This window comes from Leptospira langatensis, assembly GCF_004770615.1.
Classification (GTDB): domain Bacteria; phylum Spirochaetota; class Leptospiria; order Leptospirales; family Leptospiraceae; genus Leptospira_B; species Leptospira_B langatensis.
In genome coordinates this window covers 598,009-612,998 of sequence record NZ_RQER01000004.1, presented here as the reverse complement: position 1 = coordinate 612,998, position 14,990 = coordinate 598,009, and the positions used below count along the sequence as shown (strand labels likewise).

At 43.4% G+C, this 14,990-nt stretch carries 19 protein-coding genes and 1 tRNA gene; 14 read left to right on the top strand and 6 right to left on the bottom strand.

Going from position 1 to position 14,990, the window contains the following annotated elements:
* The first annotated feature begins 91 nt into the window (after positions 1–91).
* From EHO57_RS07025 to EHO57_RS07015, 3 genes are read left to right on the top strand one after another with little or no spacing between them, the layout of a single operon-like run.
* The gene (locus EHO57_RS07025; RefSeq protein WP_135644223.1) at positions 92–472 is read left to right on the top strand and encodes a TRL-like family protein; all 381 of its coding nucleotides are present in this window, start codon (positions 92–94) and stop codon (positions 470–472) included.
* Positions 469–1,062 (top strand): hypothetical protein, encoded by a 594-nt coding sequence (locus tag EHO57_RS07020; protein WP_135644221.1) that lies wholly within the window; start codon positions 469–471, stop codon positions 1,060–1,062. Before EHO57_RS07025 ends, EHO57_RS07020 begins: the two co-directional genes overlap by 4 nt.
* Positions 1,043–1,432: a DUF423 domain-containing protein gene (locus EHO57_RS07015; RefSeq protein ID WP_135644219.1), complete on the top strand. Its 390-nt coding sequence runs from the start codon at positions 1,043–1,045 to the stop codon at positions 1,430–1,432. Before EHO57_RS07020 ends, EHO57_RS07015 begins: the two co-directional genes overlap by 20 nt.
* Positions 1,433–1,451: 19 nt before the next feature.
* Here the strand turns inward: EHO57_RS07015 and EHO57_RS07010 are convergent, their stop codons facing one another.
* Complete coding sequence (locus EHO57_RS07010; protein WP_135644217.1) at positions 1,452–2,099, bottom strand: NADPH-dependent F420 reductase; 648 nt, start codon at positions 2,097–2,099, stop codon at positions 1,452–1,454.
* A gap of 175 nt (positions 2,100–2,274) precedes the next feature.
* Here EHO57_RS07010 and EHO57_RS07005 point away from each other — a divergent pair, with 175 nt between their 5' ends.
* The gene (locus EHO57_RS07005; protein ID WP_135644216.1) at positions 2,275–3,093 is read left to right on the top strand and encodes a PhzF family phenazine biosynthesis protein; all 819 of its coding nucleotides are present in this window, start codon (positions 2,275–2,277) and stop codon (positions 3,091–3,093) included.
* 26 nt (positions 3,094–3,119) lie between these two features.
* Here the strand turns inward: EHO57_RS07005 and EHO57_RS07000 are convergent, their stop codons facing one another.
* Entirely contained in the window at positions 3,120–3,770 is a 651-nt protein-coding gene (locus tag EHO57_RS07000; protein WP_135644214.1) for a TetR/AcrR family transcriptional regulator, read from the bottom strand.
* A gap of 120 nt (positions 3,771–3,890) precedes the next feature.
* On the opposite strand from EHO57_RS07000, the gene EHO57_RS06995 reads away from it, so the two are divergent.
* The 4 genes from EHO57_RS06995 (at position 3,891) to EHO57_RS06980 (ending at position 6,053) form a co-directional block, all read left to right on the top strand.
* On the top strand, positions 3,891–4,316 hold the full coding sequence (locus EHO57_RS06995; protein ID WP_135644212.1) for an ABA4-like family protein: 426 nt from the start codon (positions 3,891–3,893) through the stop codon (positions 4,314–4,316).
* On the top strand, positions 4,303–5,112 hold the full coding sequence (locus EHO57_RS06990) for a hypothetical protein (protein WP_135644210.1): 810 nt from the start codon (positions 4,303–4,305) through the stop codon (positions 5,110–5,112). Before EHO57_RS06995 ends, EHO57_RS06990 begins: the two co-directional genes overlap by 14 nt.
* Before the next feature lie 132 nt (positions 5,113–5,244).
* Positions 5,245–5,727, top strand: a complete 483-nt coding sequence (locus EHO57_RS06985; RefSeq protein ID WP_135644208.1) for a DUF1801 domain-containing protein — start codon at positions 5,245–5,247, stop codon at positions 5,725–5,727.
* Complete coding sequence (locus tag EHO57_RS06980; RefSeq protein WP_135644206.1) at positions 5,727–6,053, top strand: YnfA family protein; 327 nt, start codon at positions 5,727–5,729, stop codon at positions 6,051–6,053. Before EHO57_RS06985 ends, EHO57_RS06980 begins: the two co-directional genes overlap by 1 nt.
* Before the next feature lie 64 nt (positions 6,054–6,117).
* On the opposite strand, the gene EHO57_RS06975 is transcribed toward EHO57_RS06980, so the two are convergent.
* Both EHO57_RS06975 and EHO57_RS06970 read right to left on the bottom strand, forming a co-directional pair.
* Positions 6,118–6,456, bottom strand: a complete 339-nt coding sequence (locus tag EHO57_RS06975) for a hypothetical protein (RefSeq protein WP_135644204.1) — start codon at positions 6,454–6,456, stop codon at positions 6,118–6,120.
* A gap of 3 nt (positions 6,457–6,459) precedes the next feature.
* A complete protein-coding gene (locus EHO57_RS06970; RefSeq protein ID WP_135644202.1) occupies positions 6,460–7,986 on the bottom strand; it encodes a carboxypeptidase M32 in 1,527 nt (508 codons plus the stop codon).
* Between the two features lie 62 nt (positions 7,987–8,048).
* Between EHO57_RS06970 and EHO57_RS06965 the strand changes: the two genes are divergently transcribed.
* A tRNA-Gly gene (locus EHO57_RS06965) sits at positions 8,049–8,120 on the top strand.
* 217 nt (positions 8,121–8,337) lie between these two features.
* Positions 8,338–9,174: an endo alpha-1,4 polygalactosaminidase gene (locus EHO57_RS06960; RefSeq protein WP_135644200.1), complete on the top strand. Its 837-nt coding sequence runs from the start codon at positions 8,338–8,340 to the stop codon at positions 9,172–9,174.
* On the opposite strand, the gene EHO57_RS06955 is transcribed toward EHO57_RS06960, so the two are convergent.
* Entirely contained in the window at positions 9,171–10,964 is a 1,794-nt protein-coding gene (locus EHO57_RS06955; RefSeq protein ID WP_135698311.1) for a monovalent cation:proton antiporter-2 (CPA2) family protein, read from the bottom strand. The two genes, EHO57_RS06960 and EHO57_RS06955, sit on opposite strands and share 4 nt — an antisense overlap.
* Before the next feature lie 155 nt (positions 10,965–11,119).
* Between EHO57_RS06955 and EHO57_RS06950 the strand changes: the two genes are divergently transcribed.
* From EHO57_RS06950 to EHO57_RS06935, 4 genes are all read left to right on the top strand, one after another.
* Positions 11,120–12,505, top strand: a complete 1,386-nt coding sequence (locus tag EHO57_RS06950; protein WP_135644196.1) for an outer membrane beta-barrel protein — start codon at positions 11,120–11,122, stop codon at positions 12,503–12,505.
* Between the two features lie 168 nt (positions 12,506–12,673).
* Complete coding sequence (locus EHO57_RS06945) at positions 12,674–13,159, top strand: glutathione peroxidase (protein ID WP_135644194.1); 486 nt, start codon at positions 12,674–12,676, stop codon at positions 13,157–13,159.
* A complete protein-coding gene (locus tag EHO57_RS06940; protein WP_135644192.1) occupies positions 13,156–13,605 on the top strand; it encodes a MarR family winged helix-turn-helix transcriptional regulator in 450 nt (149 codons plus the stop codon). The genes EHO57_RS06945 and EHO57_RS06940 overlap by 4 nt, the downstream gene beginning before the upstream one ends.
* A gap of 69 nt (positions 13,606–13,674) precedes the next feature.
* Complete coding sequence (locus tag EHO57_RS06935) at positions 13,675–14,037, top strand: LIC13410 family lipoprotein (protein ID WP_135644190.1); 363 nt, start codon at positions 13,675–13,677, stop codon at positions 14,035–14,037.
* Between the two features lie 66 nt (positions 14,038–14,103).
* Here the strand turns inward: EHO57_RS06935 and EHO57_RS06930 are convergent, their stop codons facing one another.
* Complete coding sequence (locus EHO57_RS06930; RefSeq protein ID WP_246050576.1) at positions 14,104–14,883, bottom strand: LIC13411 family adhesin; 780 nt, start codon at positions 14,881–14,883, stop codon at positions 14,104–14,106.
* Positions 14,884–14,990: the final 107 nt, after the last annotated feature.

The following is a 14,990-nucleotide window of genomic DNA, read 5'->3' as shown; positions in this document are numbered from 1 at the left end:
CGTTACTTCATTCTCCTTTGCGAAGAGAGGCACAAGGAGATTTCGGTATTTTACCTTGACTTTTGTGTTTCAACTTGTTGAAAATTAGCAAATGCAAAATTCGTTTCGTAGAGTTCCGTTCCTGATCCCTTTATTTTCTGCGATTATGTTCCTTACGAACTGTCTTTATACCAATATCAAATCTCCCGGTTGGTACTATTCTCAAAGTTATTCGGATGTAAGAGGAATGGAACCGATCGGAAAATTAGAAGGGACCTCCTGTGGCACTAGTTGGCTTTGGGCAGTGTATACCGGAGACGAGAGTTATGAGGCTGCCGTTCAGAATGCGATCAAGGACAAGGCCGATCTTCTATTCGATGTGCAGACAGATTACAGTTATAGGTCTTTCTTATTCGCTCTTTACTTTGAGAAATGTACGAGAGTGAGCGGGATTGGGGTCAAGCTTCCGCAAAGACTTCTGAAGAAGGAATGAGCTCAGTAAACCGAAACATCCTATTTCTTCTCTTGGTTCTTGCGGAATGCATGAGCCTGAATTTCTGCGTCCCTATGATGGAGAACCGCGCTCTTGTCCGAAGAAATCCGGAACCTTATCCTACCGGTTTAGGAATACCTCCCGATAACGATGTAAGCATCAACGGTGTGAACTTTCGGGACCCTTCCATCCATTTCGGTGCGAGTTCTACGAAATTGAGGACAGGAGTCTTTGATGGTTTGATCCGTACTACTACTTCTTTACCTCATAAAGATATGTTTCATGCTTCCTTGGATGGATGGGATTGGTCGGAACATAGGATCGTTCGCTTCGAGGGAGAAAGCAAGGGCTGCCAATTCGGGGTTCGATTATTCTTACCAGTTAAACAGGGTTCTAACGACTCATTCATTCCCATACATTTCGTTTTCGGTCGAAAGAGTTTTTATGAAGAACTACAGGATCTAATGAAGGAATATTCTATCGAAGCATTATTCGATAGTCGTCTGGACGTGGAAAACACGATGTATATCTTTGGATTATTCAGAAGGAAATGTCTCCGGTTTCATAGTTATGGCATCCAAAAATTCTAATTCTAACTTACTCTTTTTCGCAGGGCTTCTAGGTTTCCTAGGAGTCGCCTTGGGAGCCTTCGGGGCTCACGGATTAAAATCGATCTTAACTCCAGACCTAATGGCAATTTTCGATACAGGATCTAAATATCATCTGATCCATTCGGTCGTGTTATTGGCATTGGCACTGAGCGAAAAAACGACAGAATCCAAATCCTTACGAATAGGATTCTGGCTGATCTTCTCCGGTGTTTTGATCTTTTCCGGTTCTCTTTATATTCTCGCGATCAGTGGAGTGAGGATCCTAGGAGCCATCACTCCTTTCGGAGGAGTGGCCCTTCTTCTCGGTTGGTCCTCTATGGCTTACTCCGCTTTCATTCAGAAAGACTGAAACTTTTTCGTACTAGGATCTACTTTACGATATGGAAATTGAAGTTTGCATGTCCGTAGATCCCGTATAGGCGGACCCATAAAGGGAGTAGCATCTCTGCTGCCCTTGCTCCCACGATATCTCCTAGATCTACAATATTCTTCCAACCGAAGTCTTTAACGAGAAGGTCGGAGATCGTTTTCTTGGCGGCAGCGTCATTTCCGCAAATGAAGATATCGTGTTCTCCTTTGATCAAAGAAGCATCCACCATGATCGAGCAGTTTGTAGTATTCAGGGTCTTGACCACCTTCACATCCGGAAATTCCTTTTGGATCATTTCTCCCAAAGAATTGTGACTATCCGTAAGAAGTCCCGGAGGTCTTCCTTTCGAGAAGTCAAGGGCGTTCGAGACATCTACTAATATTTTGCCTTTTAGATTTTCGGCGCCCGCTTGGCGAAGAACTTCTATACTTACTTCTCCCTTGGTGCAATTGAATAAGATCTCACCAAATGCAGCCGCATCTTTAAACGTTCCTTGAGAGGCTTTGCTTCCGGATTTGGCCACCCATTCTGCGGCTTTTTCGTTTTGCACGGATCGAGAGCCCATTTTGACTTCGTATCCTTTTTCGATTAACTTGGATCCGATCGTGTTTCCGACCATTCCGGTTCCTAAGATCCCGATTTTCATTTCCTTCTCCTTAAATACTTTCCGAAGAAACATGTCGATGTGCTTGATTGGTTGCACATCATGTCCTTAGACATTTCTTTGTAGATAAGGTTGTCTATAATTTCTGTATTGGAAAAAAGAAGGAAAACTGTAGCTGTATTCTTTCCGAAGAAAGAGTTATCTTCCGAGTTACGATATGAAAGAAGAATATAAGATCTATCAGATAGATGCTTTCGCCGATTCCCTATTTAAGGGAAATCCTGCCGCAGTCGTACCTTGGAAGGGAGAATGGCCTTCTGATTCGTTGCTCTTGCAATTAGCCGCGGAGAATAATCTATCCGAGACGGCATTTTATCGCCCCAATGGAAAATCGGGAGAGTTCGATCTGAGATGGTTCACTCCTGGAGTAGAAGTAGATCTCTGTGGACATGCAACTCTCGCTTCCGCCTTTGTGATCTACGAATTAGAAGAAGGGGCCGAAACTCTTCCTACTTCTCTTCGTTTCCATACTAAAAGTGGGATCTTACAAGTCTTTAAGGAGAAGGGCATATATTATCTGGATTTTCCATCGAGAGCACCGGTCGTTCTCGATCAATCTGTAAAGGATTTCGGGGAATGCTTTGGCAAACTTCCTAAGCAGGTGCTCGCAGCCAGAGATATTGTTTTTCTTTTCGAGAAGGAATCGGATGTGCAAGATCTTGTTCCTAATTTTGAAAAGATCAAAGAGCTACCGTATTTTGCAGCAATCGTTACTGCTCCTGCGGATCCAGGAAAGCCTTATGATTTTGTATCCAGATTCTTTGCACCTGCCAAAGGGGTTCCTGAAGATCCTGTCACTGGTTCCGCTCATTGCACTTTGATCCCGTATTGGTCTGAGAGATTAGGAAAGAAAAATCTGAAAGCCTATCAAACCTCTAAGAGGGGAGGGCATCTTCTCTGCGAAGACCTGGGAGAAAGGGTTCGCATCGGAGGGACTTGCAAACTCTATATGAAAGGGAACTTTTATCTAGAATGAAAACTACTTAGAGTTTGCAAGCTATCTTACTTCCCGGTCCTTTTTATAAGACCGACGTTCAGGATTTTCAGGATCTTCTCCGCTTCTTCGATCGCGTTCTTCTTATTGATCTGAAGAAGTGGATTTTCCATCTGGCCTTCGCTGATGAGAACAGAATATCCATGAACGATGGACCAGGCCGCAGCCGCCATTTCTCTGGGAGAGAATCCTGCATTTCCTTGGGATTCACAGCTTAAGATAGTCTCCCAAAGTTTCAGAAAGGATTGCTTACCCGCTTCTTGCAATTCTGTCATATCGTCTATGCAGCCTAGATCGGTATGCCACATAGCTCTATAATATCCTGGATGCTGGATACAAAAGCGAATATAGGCTAGACCCAATTTTTGCAATCGATCGAAAGGATCATTGGGAGAAGCTGTCTTTTCCGATTCTGTAAACGCTTCTGTGATCTTAATGAATCCTTCTTTGGAGATCTCTGCGAGTAGATCAATGCGAGAAGGAAAATGCCTATAGGCAGCCGCATGGCTGACTCCTGCCTCTCTTGCGATCTCTCGGATCGTAAACCCGGAATCTTTGCTTAGCTCCAGGCGTTTTAAAGCAAGGTTCTTAAGAGTTTCCGCCAAATTTCCGTGATGATAGGCCCCTTCCGGCTTCTTTGTTTTTTTCTTAGCAGGCATAAAATATTTCCAAAAAATGTTGACGTTGGTAACATTTGGTATTACCAATAGTAACATACAAGGATCCGTTCCTTTTAGCAAGTAAAACCTCTTTTAATAGAAGGGGGTGGAGAGATTTTTATGAGTCCAGAATTGATTTTTACGATAGCAAGTCGTTTCGCGATCGTCGGTTGGATCTTACTCGCAGCTATTCCAAACCAGAAGATTACCAAGATCTCCGTAAGAAGCGGGGCGTGGTCCGCTGCGCTTTCTCTTTTGTATTTGATCGTCTTGGCATTCAATTTTGGAGGAGAGGGTAATTTCCAGTCTCTGCAAGGAGTTGCATTATTGTTCTCAAACCCTTGGGTGCTTCTTGCGGGTTGGGTGCATTATCTTGCGTTCGATCTATTCTTAGGGGTTTGGGAAACCAAAGAAGCCGAAGCGTTGGGAATTTCCAGATGGATCCTAGTCCCATGTTTATTCTTGACTCTAATGTTCGGCCCAGTCGGTTACTTGCTCTTTCAAGTGATCCGCTGGATCAAAGGAGGAGACCGTGCAAGCATCTAATAGTTTCAGCCTAAATCAGGCAGAAGGTAACGGATTTTTCTCTAAACTCAGAAAGAATCAACCGGGTTCTTATTATACGGGATTGGTCTCTCTGATTGCGATCCCGGTCTTTCTTCTCTTATCCACATTGGACCCAAGGACGCTTTTAGGTTTAAATGTATGGATCAAGCCTATGAAGTTTGCGGTCTCTATATGGATCTTTCTCTGGACCATGGGTTGGTTCTTGGCAGAACTGAAAGAGTTTCCCTCTTTCGCCAGTAGATTGGAAAAGTACTTTATCGTTTCTTTAATGGTCGAATTGGTTCTGATCACTGTGCAAGCAGGAAGAGGGGTAATTTCCCATTTCAATCAGAGTACTGCCTTGGATGGAGCGATCTACAGCATCATGGGACTTTTCATTTTTCCAATGATACCGGTTGCGATCCTGATGGACCGTAAGTTCAAACTTCTCTCTTCTAAAATCGACGAACGACTGCTGATAGGGATCCGATTTTCTCTATGGATCTTTGCAGTAGCTTCTATCTTCGGAGTATTGATGTCTGCGAGATTAGCGCATTCTGTAGGAGTGCCTGATGGAGGACCTGGACTTCCCTTTGTGAATTGGAGTAAGAACGGAGGGGATATTCGGATCGCTCATTTTGCCGGGATCCATGCCTTGCAGGTGCTACCGATCTTCGGTTTTATCTCTATCAAACAAAACTGGGGAAGAGTTTCCATATTTGCAGTTTCGATCGGTTATGCACTACTCGTGGCCGCAGTTTTTATTAATGCGATACTCGGAAGACCACTCTATTAGAAAAACGAGATCCTGGATCTGTCATATTTTTGACCGGTCCGGGATCCCAATCCTATAAAAACAGTTCCTTGTTTTCCTTCTTACCTTAAAAATTTACTGTAATAGAATTCCAGAGCATCTCTTGTTATAAGTATGAAGGAAAATTGTTCTCCGGAAAAAAACCTACAGATCATTCAGGAAATACTCCAACCTATGCCCGAAGAGATCCTGGAGATAGTCGACGAACTTCGAAAATCCATTCAATCCCATTTCCCGGAATTGCAAGAGAGAGGATATCCGGTTTGGAAGGCAATTGGTTACAGGGACAAGAGCTCCGGATATGTTTGCGGGATCTTTCCTTTTCCTGAAAGAGTGCAATTGATATTCGAATGGGGAATCTTATACCGAGATCCAAAGAAAGTTCTTTTAGGAGATCAAAAGCAAATTCGATATTTGGAATATAGGTCCTTAAAAGAGATCCAGTTTTCTGCAATCCAAGGATTTATTTCACAAGGATTGGCCTTGCCTCCCGGGACAAAGGATAAGAAATTTTTAGCACAAGGGATCGATCTCAAAAGAGTGCTAGCGAAAAGATCTGCAGACAAGAAACCGAGTACAAGGAAGGGAAAATCCTGATGGAATATTTCAAATCTATAATGATCTTTATATTAGCCGGGATCTGCGAGATCGGCGGCGGATATTTGGTTTGGCTTTGGTACAAGGAATCTAAGTCTGTTCTCTATTTATTTTTGGGCGGAGCAATACTTGCCTTGTACGGAGTGGTCGCCGCATTCCAACCTTCTTCTTTTGGAAGAGTATATGCCACGTACGGCGGGTTCTTTATCGTAATGTCTTTGCTTTGGGCTTGGAAGGTGGACGGATTCCAGCCCGACAAGTATGATCTCATCGGGTCTACGGTTGCCTTATTCGGAGTAGCGATTATTTATTACGCGCCTAGATGAGTGTGATCGGATCTGAAACTATAAATCGGATCTAAAGTTGCGCCGAGTGTTCAGCGGGTCCGCTTTAACCTCTCTCTGTTCCGAAGTAGAATTTACCTTGTTTGCGGATCAGGTTCCTGCTGATCAATCCGTCCGCGATGATTAGAAGTCCTTGCACTGCTGCCTGTTTCTTTTCTTCCGGGAAATCGTTTTGCTTTGCCATGAGTTCATGTACAAAGGCTCGTCTCTTGGAATCCATGACCCCCAACATCGAACCGCAGACTTTCTTGTCTCCTACTAGGAATGCTAGAGCAAGAGTCTGAGGCGGGGTCTCATTGCAAAGATAGAAAAGAGCAAGATTATCGAAGAAGGATAATTCTTCGAAAGACTTCAATGTTAATTCTTCTTTATCGTCGCCGCTCATCTTCTAACCTTGTTCTGCGATTTTTGAGCCAAGATATTCTACCAGATACTTTGCATTGGGTTCTTCTCCCGTTGCTTTTCGAATCAGGTCCTTAGCCTCTAAACTTCTTCCCTTACTATGAACATTTTTTCGAAGCCATCCCAAGAGAGAAGAAGTTTCTCTTTTTTTCAACTCGTCCGAAAACTGCGGATTCTGTTTCAGAAAGGCTGAGTAGAGTTGGGCCGCGTAAATATTTCCTAAAGAATACGTAGGAAAATAGCCGAAGGCTCCTCCGCTCCAATGCACATCTTGTAAATACCCCTTAGAATCGTCAGGCACATCGATCCCTAAGAGATCCTTCATTCCTTCTTTCCAAGCAGAAGAGATCTGCTTCACTGAGATTTCCTTTTTGAAGATCGCTCTTTCAATTTGGAATCTAAGAATGATATGGAGATTATACGTGATCTGGTCCGCTTCTACACGAATGAGAGAAGGCTTCGACTTGTTCACGAAAGAATATAGCTTAGCAAACGGGAGAGAAGATTCGGAGAGCCCAAGCTTTTGCAAGAAGAGAGGATACATTCCTTCCCAAAATTCTTTGGATCTACCTACCTGATTTTCCCAGAGTCGACTTTGGGATTCATGCACTCCCAAAGAAACGGAATCCTTTAATGGAGATGGATTTCCGGGGATCAAAGAAATTCCTGACTCATAAAGAGCATGGCCCGTCTCATGTAGAACGGAATACACAGAAGAAAGAGGGTCCGATGTTTCGTAACGAGTTGTGATCCTCTTGTCAGCACTTCCGAGAGAAGTAGAGAATGGGTGAGCGCTCGCATCCAAACGAAACCCTTCTTTAGATAAACCTAATAAAACAGGCAATTCCTGATTGAAAGGAGCTTGCTTTTCGATCGAGAACTCACCTGCAAAGGGAAACTCTGCATCCTTGGCTTTTGCAAGTAATGGTACCAAAGATTTTCTCAGATCGGAGAAGAGAGTTTCAAGATCGGAAGCCTTTGCTCCTGGTTCGTATTCATCCAAAAGAGCATCGTATGCTTCTGTCTGAAAGCCAAAGAACTCCGTTTTTTGAAAACTCAGATCTATAATTTTTTCTAGCACAGGAAGGAAGGAGGCGGAGTCGTTTTTCTTTCTGGCGTCGGCCCAGATCGAATGGGCCTGGCTCGTGATCTTGGAAAATTCTTCGACCCAGGAGATAGGTAAACAGGAAGAACGATCCAGATCCTTGAACAAAAGATCTAGTTCTCTTGTCCTCAGTTCTTTGCCGGGAAGATCTAACCTGGAATTTTCTTCCTTAGCTTTTTCGGCCAGGGCTCGAAAGGAATCCGAGACAAACGATTTATGCGCCAAGCCGGAGAGCAAACTAAGTTGGTCTCCTCTTTCTTCTTGGGCTTCTTGAGGAATGGTAACTTCCATATCCCAATGAAGGATCCCAGTAATATTTCTGAGATGATAGATAGTCCTAAATTCGTCTCGATACGCCCGAAAGGCCGGAAGTTCTTTTTCCCAATTGGCTAGTTCTGATTCCCACATACAAAAATCATTCTTTTCGATTGACTTCCTGCCCTCCAACCAAAAACTGACTCTATCCTATCGCGGGCATGGTGTAATGGCTAGCACCGTAGCCTTCCAAGCTTCTAGTGAGGGTTCGAGTCCCTCTGCCCGCAAAAATCAAACTCATCTTAATAACTATAAAATCCCGGCAGACGGGCTCGAACGGTTTCGTCAGAAAACGAAACTGTGTAGAGGTCGAGTCTCTTCTTTAATAAACGTATTCTCTTCAAAGTAAATTTTCTAAGCTAGATTTTTATCTCCTAAAGTTTAGTTCTTGGAGAATTTGCAAAAATACCCCTCTAATATCTGAATCGAATTCGCTTCGATGGGATGATGCTCTTCTTTAGATTCTTTCTTTTCTGCCTTCTGATCTTCTCGTTTTGTTTGAGTTCCTGCAAGAATACTTCAAACGGAGAAAAGGACGCCATACTATTCTATCTTTTAACTAAGGTTTGGATCCCAGCGCCGGGGACTACTTTTCAGATCCAATTTAGCGGCACCTTGGATGAGTCCGTGGATGCAGACGTTTTTGATATAGATTCCGATCTTACGGATTCGGACCCGACTGTAATCCATCGATTGCATTCTAACGGGAAGAAAGTGATCTGTTATATAGATGTAGGTTCTTATGAAAATTATAGATCCGATGCGAGTAAGTTCCCTCCGGAAATTTTGGGAAATGCATACTCCGGTTTTCCGGACGAACAATGGCTGGATATCAGAAGACTAGATCTTCTAGGTCCCATTCTTTCCGCTCGTTTTGAGAAGGCTAAAAACCAAGGCTGCGACGGGATTGATCCGGATAATATGGATGGCTATCAAAATAGTACTGGCTTTCCTTTGACTGCAGAGGACCAGATACGCTTTAATAAATGGGTGAGTAACGCAGCCAGGTCCAGAGGAATGTCTGCCGGTTTAAAGAATGATCCTGATCAAATTCCGAATTTGATCTCTCACTTTGATTGGGCGATCACAGAAAGTTGTTATGTGGACGGTTGGTGCTCTGAGGAAGCTGTCTTTCCCAATAAGGGTTCTGCAGTTTTTCAGATCGAGTATACGGAAAACGGAACAACCAAAAGCGATTTCTGCTCCCAATCCGCCGGTCTCCGTTTATCCGGTTTTCTAAAACACCAAAGCTTGGATGCCTATCGGGATCCTTGTCCTTAAGAAGCTTCCTTTTGCACCATGTCCGCCGCGAACGCATCTTCTAATTGACGAATTGCATTCCTGGAGAATGCGATCAGTTCTTTTTCATTATGACGAAGTTTGTACTGTTGCTTGACCATTGCCTCGTCGTATCTTCTGAACTTCTCAATGAAATACTGCGCTTCCGAAGGCATGAATCCTAGATCCTTCAGTGTTTCTTCTGCAAGCTCAAGAGAAGAAGCGAAGGTATCTCTGCGTATCGTTTCGATCCCTAGTTCTAAAAGATCGAAATAATGAGCTCGGTTCCTTGCTCTTGCAATGATCTTCAGATTCGGGAAATTCTCCTTAGCGATCGTCGCGATCTTTACCGATAGCTCCACGTCCTGAACCGCCAAGACAAGGATCTCTGCTTGCGCCGCTCCCGCCGCATTTAATAGATCCAAACGACTCGCATCTCCGTAATAGATCTTGTGCCCGAATTTTCTGGCGGCATTCACTTGGTCTGCGTTATGCTCTAGAGCGGTAAATCCGATCTTATGCAAATAGAGCATACGAGAAACGATCTGGCCCACCCTTCCGAAGCCTGCGATGATCACTCTATTCTGCTCATGGATCGGATCCGCAGGCTTTTCTTCTTCTTTGTTAATATAAGGATTCACGAATTTTTCCTTAAATATTCCGAAGAAAGGAGTGAGCATCATGGATGCAGTGACGATGACGATGGAATAATCCGCAATTTCCCTACTCAATACATTTAGTTGGGAGGCCACATTTAGGATCACGAATGCGAATTCCCCACCTTGAGAAATACTTACCGCAAGGTTGACGGAAGAATCCGAGTTTTGTTTTGCAACCCTTCCGATGACAAATAACACGACCCCTTTGATGGACATGAGACCCAATGCCAGCCCCAAGATGAGCAATGGATGTTGGAGAAGGATCTCCAAGTTCATGGACATTCCCACTGCTAAGAAGAATAGTCCGAGTAAAAGTCCTTTGAAAGGTTCTAGGTTGGCTTCCAATTCATGTCTATATTCCGAATCTGCAAGTAGCACTCCTCCCAAGAAGGAACCCAGGGCCATGGACAGTCCTACTTTTTCCATTGCGAGTGAAACTCCCAATACAAGAAGAAGGGATAGCGCTACGAATATTTCGTGGTTTCCGGAAGCTGCAATCAGACGGAATAGAGGCCGCATCAGAAAACGTCCGCTCAGGATCACTACGAAGATCGCAAATACTGCCGTACCTAATTTATAAAAATCTAATCCATTTCCTCCTGAGTTTTCCGGCGTAAGAGCCGCCATAGGGAGAATTGCCATAACGGGAATAACGGCCAAGTCCTGGAAAAGTAAAATGGCGAAGGCGGATCTTCCGTGAGATGTCTTTAATTGGTTCTTCTCCGCTAAAGATTGAAGAGCAAATGCGGTAGAAGAAAGCGATAAACTCAGTCCTAAAATGATGGATGCCAAGAATCCCAATTGAAATAGATAACCGATGGCAACAGCGAGCAGGAAGGAGGTGAATGCAACCTGAGAGAGTCCCATGCCAAAGACCGGTTTTCTTAGGACCCAAAGAGTTTGGGGGCGAAGCTCTAATCCGATCAAGAACAGAAGCAATACAACTCCAAATTCCGCAAAATGAAGGATCTCAGTGCCCCCTGTCACCAAGCGTATTCCATGAGGACCGATCAAGATCCCTCCCACCACGTACCCTATAATCGATCCGATTCCTAGTTTTTTGAAAATGGGCACACATAAAACTGCCGTAGTAAGTAGAATAATGGCGGTCAGTAACAGGCTTTTTTCTTCCATCAATGCGTTTCCTTTTTGTGAGGATTAATTTTAATTAGACTTTTTTCTGAGAAAAGCGTTATAAACGTCTATCGGATCGTTAAGGTCCCGTAAAGAAAATTTAGTCTACTGAAAATGAATGGATTTGAAGTTTGCCTGGAAAGCGATTGGAATCGATGAAGAATAAATTTATCACCGCGATCCTGATTGCCATAGGTTTTTCTTTTCCTGTCTCCGAATCGGAAGCCGAAGAAAATTCGGTCTCTCAGAAACCTTCCAGAGTATTCACTCAACAGAGTCCATCCGGAGGTAAAAATTCGGGAGAAGGATCGGCCGAGGGGAACGGATCCGACAAGGCTCCCAAATCGGGTTCCAAGTCCCCGCAAGAGAAGGACGCATCCTCTTCTTCTCAAAAGGAAACGCAAGAAGGAGAAGAAGAGGAGGAGACTTTTTCCAAGTCAGAAGAGTTGAATCCTAAAAAGAAGGAGAGTACTGTCATACCTGTCCAATTCGGGTTTTTTGTGGACGGTTATTATAATGCAAGTCTCAATCGCCCGGATTCAAAAGAGCTCGCTTATACCACCCAAGCGACTCGCACAAACGAATACAATATCAATCTTGCGTACGTGGACGGTAAGGTAGAAACGGATAAGTACCGAGGAAGATTGGCATTGCAGTTCGGTACCTCGGTTGTTGCGAATTATGTGGGAGAAGGGACAACCGGAAAAACTTCGAACGAGTTATCCATTCGGAACATGCAAGAAGCTTACGGTGGGATCAAACTAGGAAAATCGACTTGGTTGGATGCCGGGATCTACTTCGGGCATCTTGGATATGAGTCTTGGATCTCTCATGAGAATTTCGTTTATACAAGGGCTTTCTCTCTGGACTACGTTCCGTACTATGTTTCCGGTTTTCGTTTAAGCGGCAAGATCACAGACAAACTCTCGTACCAATTGCATTTGGATAACGGTTACCAAGTGGTAACGGACAATAATAAGGATATGTCCGGAGGTTTTCGTTTAGAATACAATCCTCGCCCTAATATTATGCTTCGCTGGAACACGTTTATGGGGAATGAGCAACCCACTGCGGTCCCAAAGGAAATGCGATATTATAATAACTTTATCGCGGAATGGAAGCCGACTCATTCATTAACCTTGGCTTCTTCTTTCGATGTTGCGTACCAACATAGAGCGAGTAGCCAGGATCTAGTATACACTCCTGACGCTTCCTATTACGTTCGTGGAGACACGAATGCGTATAGACAGGTCTATGTTGGGAATATTTGGATCGCGTATCGATTCTTGCCGGATTGGAGAATTGGTACCCGTTTCGAGAGATATTTGGACCGGGATCAGATGATCATCGTGACGAATACCAAGGACGGATTCGAAACAGGAGGTGCCACGGCAACCTTGGATTACAATCCGGATCCAGCAGTCTTACTCAGATTTACATACCAATACAGACGTTCTATGGACTCCATATATCCATATGAACATAATACTACTTCCAGATTGGATCGAATGTTTATCTTTTCTTTGTCTCTTAAGATCTAAGCTCCTCAAATTTTCTCTTTAATATTGGTTCTTACAGATTCAAACCGACCATGGTCTTGCGGACTTTTATAGACGAAAATGTAGAAAGATTTTGGAATTCTTCTAAAAAAGAATTGAACAAAATTAAATTGTATACAATCTATTTTGTAAACTAGGAGGTACTAAGACGTGGCTCAGAATTTATACGAACTAACTGCTACTCTAAACAACGGAACCGAAAAAAAATTGGAGGACTATAAAGGAAAAGTTTTACTGATCGTAAATACCGCAAGCCAGTGCGGCTTCACTCCTCAATACAAAGGCCTCCAAGAAATGTATGAGAAATACAAGTCCCAAGGATTGGAAATTCTTGGCTTTCCATGCGACCAATTCGGTCACCAAGAGCCTGGAACCGATTCGGAGATCCAAAACTTCTGCCAAGTGAATTTCGGAGTGAGCTTTCCTCTTTTCAAAAAGATCGAAGTGAACGGAGAAGGAACTCACCCTGTATATCAATTCTTAAAGAAGAAGGCGCCTGGTCTCTTCGGCAAATCCATTAAGTGGAACTTTACTAAGTTCTTAGTTGATAGGAAAGGAAATGTGATCAAAAGATTCGCAACTCTTACTCCGCCTGAAAAAATAGACAGCAAGATCCTGGAACTCTTATCCAATTGAATTACGAATCCTTAAAGTTAGAAAAGCAGATCTGCTTTTCTCTTTACGCGACTTCCAGGGCGGTAACGGCATTGTACCGTCCGCTTCTGGAAGAATTGGGCGTAACTTATCCCCAATACCTGGTACTACTCGTTCTCTGGGAAAAGGATTCGATAGCTCTGAAAGATATAGGCGATCGTTTGCTATTGGATTCGGGTACTCTCACTCCTTTGTTGAAGAAGCTGGAGAAGATGGGATTCTTAACGAGGACCCGGTCGGATGAGGATGAACGTTCCCTTGTAGTTCGATTGACCATCAAAGGTCGCAACCTACGTAAGAAAGCACTTTGTATTCCGGAACTCTTGTTGGAAGGTTCCGGAATGACTATTGAGAAAGTGCTGTCTATGAAAAAAGATTTAGACAAACTTCTCTATCAGCTAGAGGAAAAAGTAAGAAATTCGGCGTGACAAATCCGTTTTGTCGAAAACTATAGAGCCGCTTTAAATGGCGCCTACTCGCGCTGAAGGAGTTTTAGAATGAAACGAATACTTTCTGCGATTTTATTTGTCGCAGTTCTTTTTTTGGGAGCTTGTTCCTCCGAGGAAAAAAAATCCGAGCCTGCATACCAACCTAACTCGGACATCCGCACGATCGAAGCAAGCATGATCAAAGAAGGGGACAAGAGGATCAAGGCCGAAGCGGTTTTGGGAACTCCTACTGTCGAAGAAAATACCCAAGACGGATCTCTATTAGAATGGTACATGGAATCTACCACCTACCAAAAAAATTCGTACAAAACCCTTGCTGAGAAACCTTCCCGTATCAACGAAAACACCAAATTCATCAGAGTGATCGTAGATAAAAAAGGCGTGATCAAAAAATACGAATACAAACTTTAATCGGATTTTTGAACTTGTATGAGAAAGGCCGCGATCGCGGCCTTTTTTATTTCTTCTTATTAAAGATTATAGATCGTCTTCCATTAGATCCAAGCCGGTAAATCCGAATAGGAAATCCAGGAATTCCCCTATATTGAAACCCAATCGGATCCCATACTTAATAGAAATATAAATCTCAACTTCGAATAGGAACCCAAGAGGATAATCATCCTTACTTTTGGGATTCTGGGCCAAGTAAGCTTGGATTGCCTCGTTCTTCTTTTCGGGATCTAGGCTTTCCAGGAATTTTTTATAAAAGAGTGCCTTCTTAGCCTTTCTTCTTTCTTCGACCGGGTTATTATAAAATTTTAAATATCGTATCTCAAAACTTTTAGTGTTTTGTCTTTCGTTCGCTAACTCGGGAGTCGGATTCGGATCTTCTTCTCCCTCCGGAGCGTCCGGTAATAATAAAAATCCTTGGGAAGAATTCGGATCCTGCCCCTGAGGTTTTGTTTCCACTTTTTGACTCGGATTCGTAGGTTCCGGAGTATTGGGAAGGGAATGGAATTTTTCTCCACCTAAGAAGCCGAATACGAGCTGTTGGGATCTGTAGGGTCCGTAACTTCCTCCTCTGAGCCCATAACCTGTGCCTAGATCTCTTTTACCGGGTGCGGATTCTCCTCCCTGAAAAATGAATCCACCAGCTAACGGACCGATCCTAACTCCTAGTCCGTAACCAGGACTTTCTACTCCGGCAGTGAATACGTCCGCTAGATCGTTTTTTCGGTGAGCCCAATAGGATGAACAATCGATCATTAAGAATGTGAGAAGAAAGATAGGGGAGAAATAAAACGGTTTTGTAATCAAAGAGGATCTTTTTGCAATCGAGGAGGAGCTTGCGTTTTTTATTCTTCCAAATCGGGCAGATACGGATTTAAAACTGGAATTTCTTTGAAAAATTGAGTTCAATGTTT

What these genes read in the sequence shown, in the direction of transcription:
- EHO57_RS06950 (WP_135644196.1), top strand. Translation starts at nt 11,120, where the DNA reads ATGAAGAATAAATTTATCACCGCGATCCTGATTGCCATAGGTTTTTCT.
- EHO57_RS07000 (WP_135644214.1), bottom strand. Translation starts at nt 3,770, where the DNA reads ATGCCTGCTAAGAAAAAAACAAAGAAGCCGGAAGGGGCCTATCATCAC.
- EHO57_RS07020 (WP_135644221.1), top strand. Translation starts at nt 469, where the DNA reads ATGAGCTCAGTAAACCGAAACATCCTATTTCTTCTCTTGGTTCTTGCG.
- EHO57_RS06960 (WP_135644200.1), top strand. Translation starts at nt 8,338, where the DNA reads ATGATGCTCTTCTTTAGATTCTTTCTTTTCTGCCTTCTGATCTTCTCG.
- EHO57_RS06980 (WP_135644206.1), top strand. Translation starts at nt 5,727, where the DNA reads ATGGAATATTTCAAATCTATAATGATCTTTATATTAGCCGGGATCTGC.
- EHO57_RS06985 (WP_135644208.1), top strand. Translation starts at nt 5,245, where the DNA reads ATGAAGGAAAATTGTTCTCCGGAAAAAAACCTACAGATCATTCAGGAA.
- EHO57_RS07010 (WP_135644217.1), bottom strand. Translation starts at nt 2,099, where the DNA reads ATGAAAATCGGGATCTTAGGAACCGGAATGGTCGGAAACACGATCGGA.
- EHO57_RS07005 (WP_135644216.1), top strand. Translation starts at nt 2,275, where the DNA reads ATGAAAGAAGAATATAAGATCTATCAGATAGATGCTTTCGCCGATTCC.
- EHO57_RS06995 (WP_135644212.1), top strand. Translation starts at nt 3,891, where the DNA reads ATGAGTCCAGAATTGATTTTTACGATAGCAAGTCGTTTCGCGATCGTC.
- EHO57_RS06955 (WP_135698311.1), bottom strand. Translation starts at nt 10,964, where the DNA reads ATGGAAGAAAAAAGCCTGTTACTGACCGCCATTATTCTACTTACTACG.
- EHO57_RS07015 (WP_135644219.1), top strand. Translation starts at nt 1,043, where the DNA reads ATGGCATCCAAAAATTCTAATTCTAACTTACTCTTTTTCGCAGGGCTT.
- EHO57_RS06975 (WP_135644204.1), bottom strand. Translation starts at nt 6,456, where the DNA reads ATGAGCGGCGACGATAAAGAAGAATTAACATTGAAGTCTTTCGAAGAA.
- EHO57_RS06935 (WP_135644190.1), top strand. Translation starts at nt 13,675, where the DNA reads ATGAAACGAATACTTTCTGCGATTTTATTTGTCGCAGTTCTTTTTTTG.
- EHO57_RS07025 (WP_135644223.1), top strand. Translation starts at nt 92, where the DNA reads ATGCAAAATTCGTTTCGTAGAGTTCCGTTCCTGATCCCTTTATTTTCT.
- EHO57_RS06970 (WP_135644202.1), bottom strand. Translation starts at nt 7,986, where the DNA reads ATGTGGGAATCAGAACTAGCCAATTGGGAAAAAGAACTTCCGGCCTTT.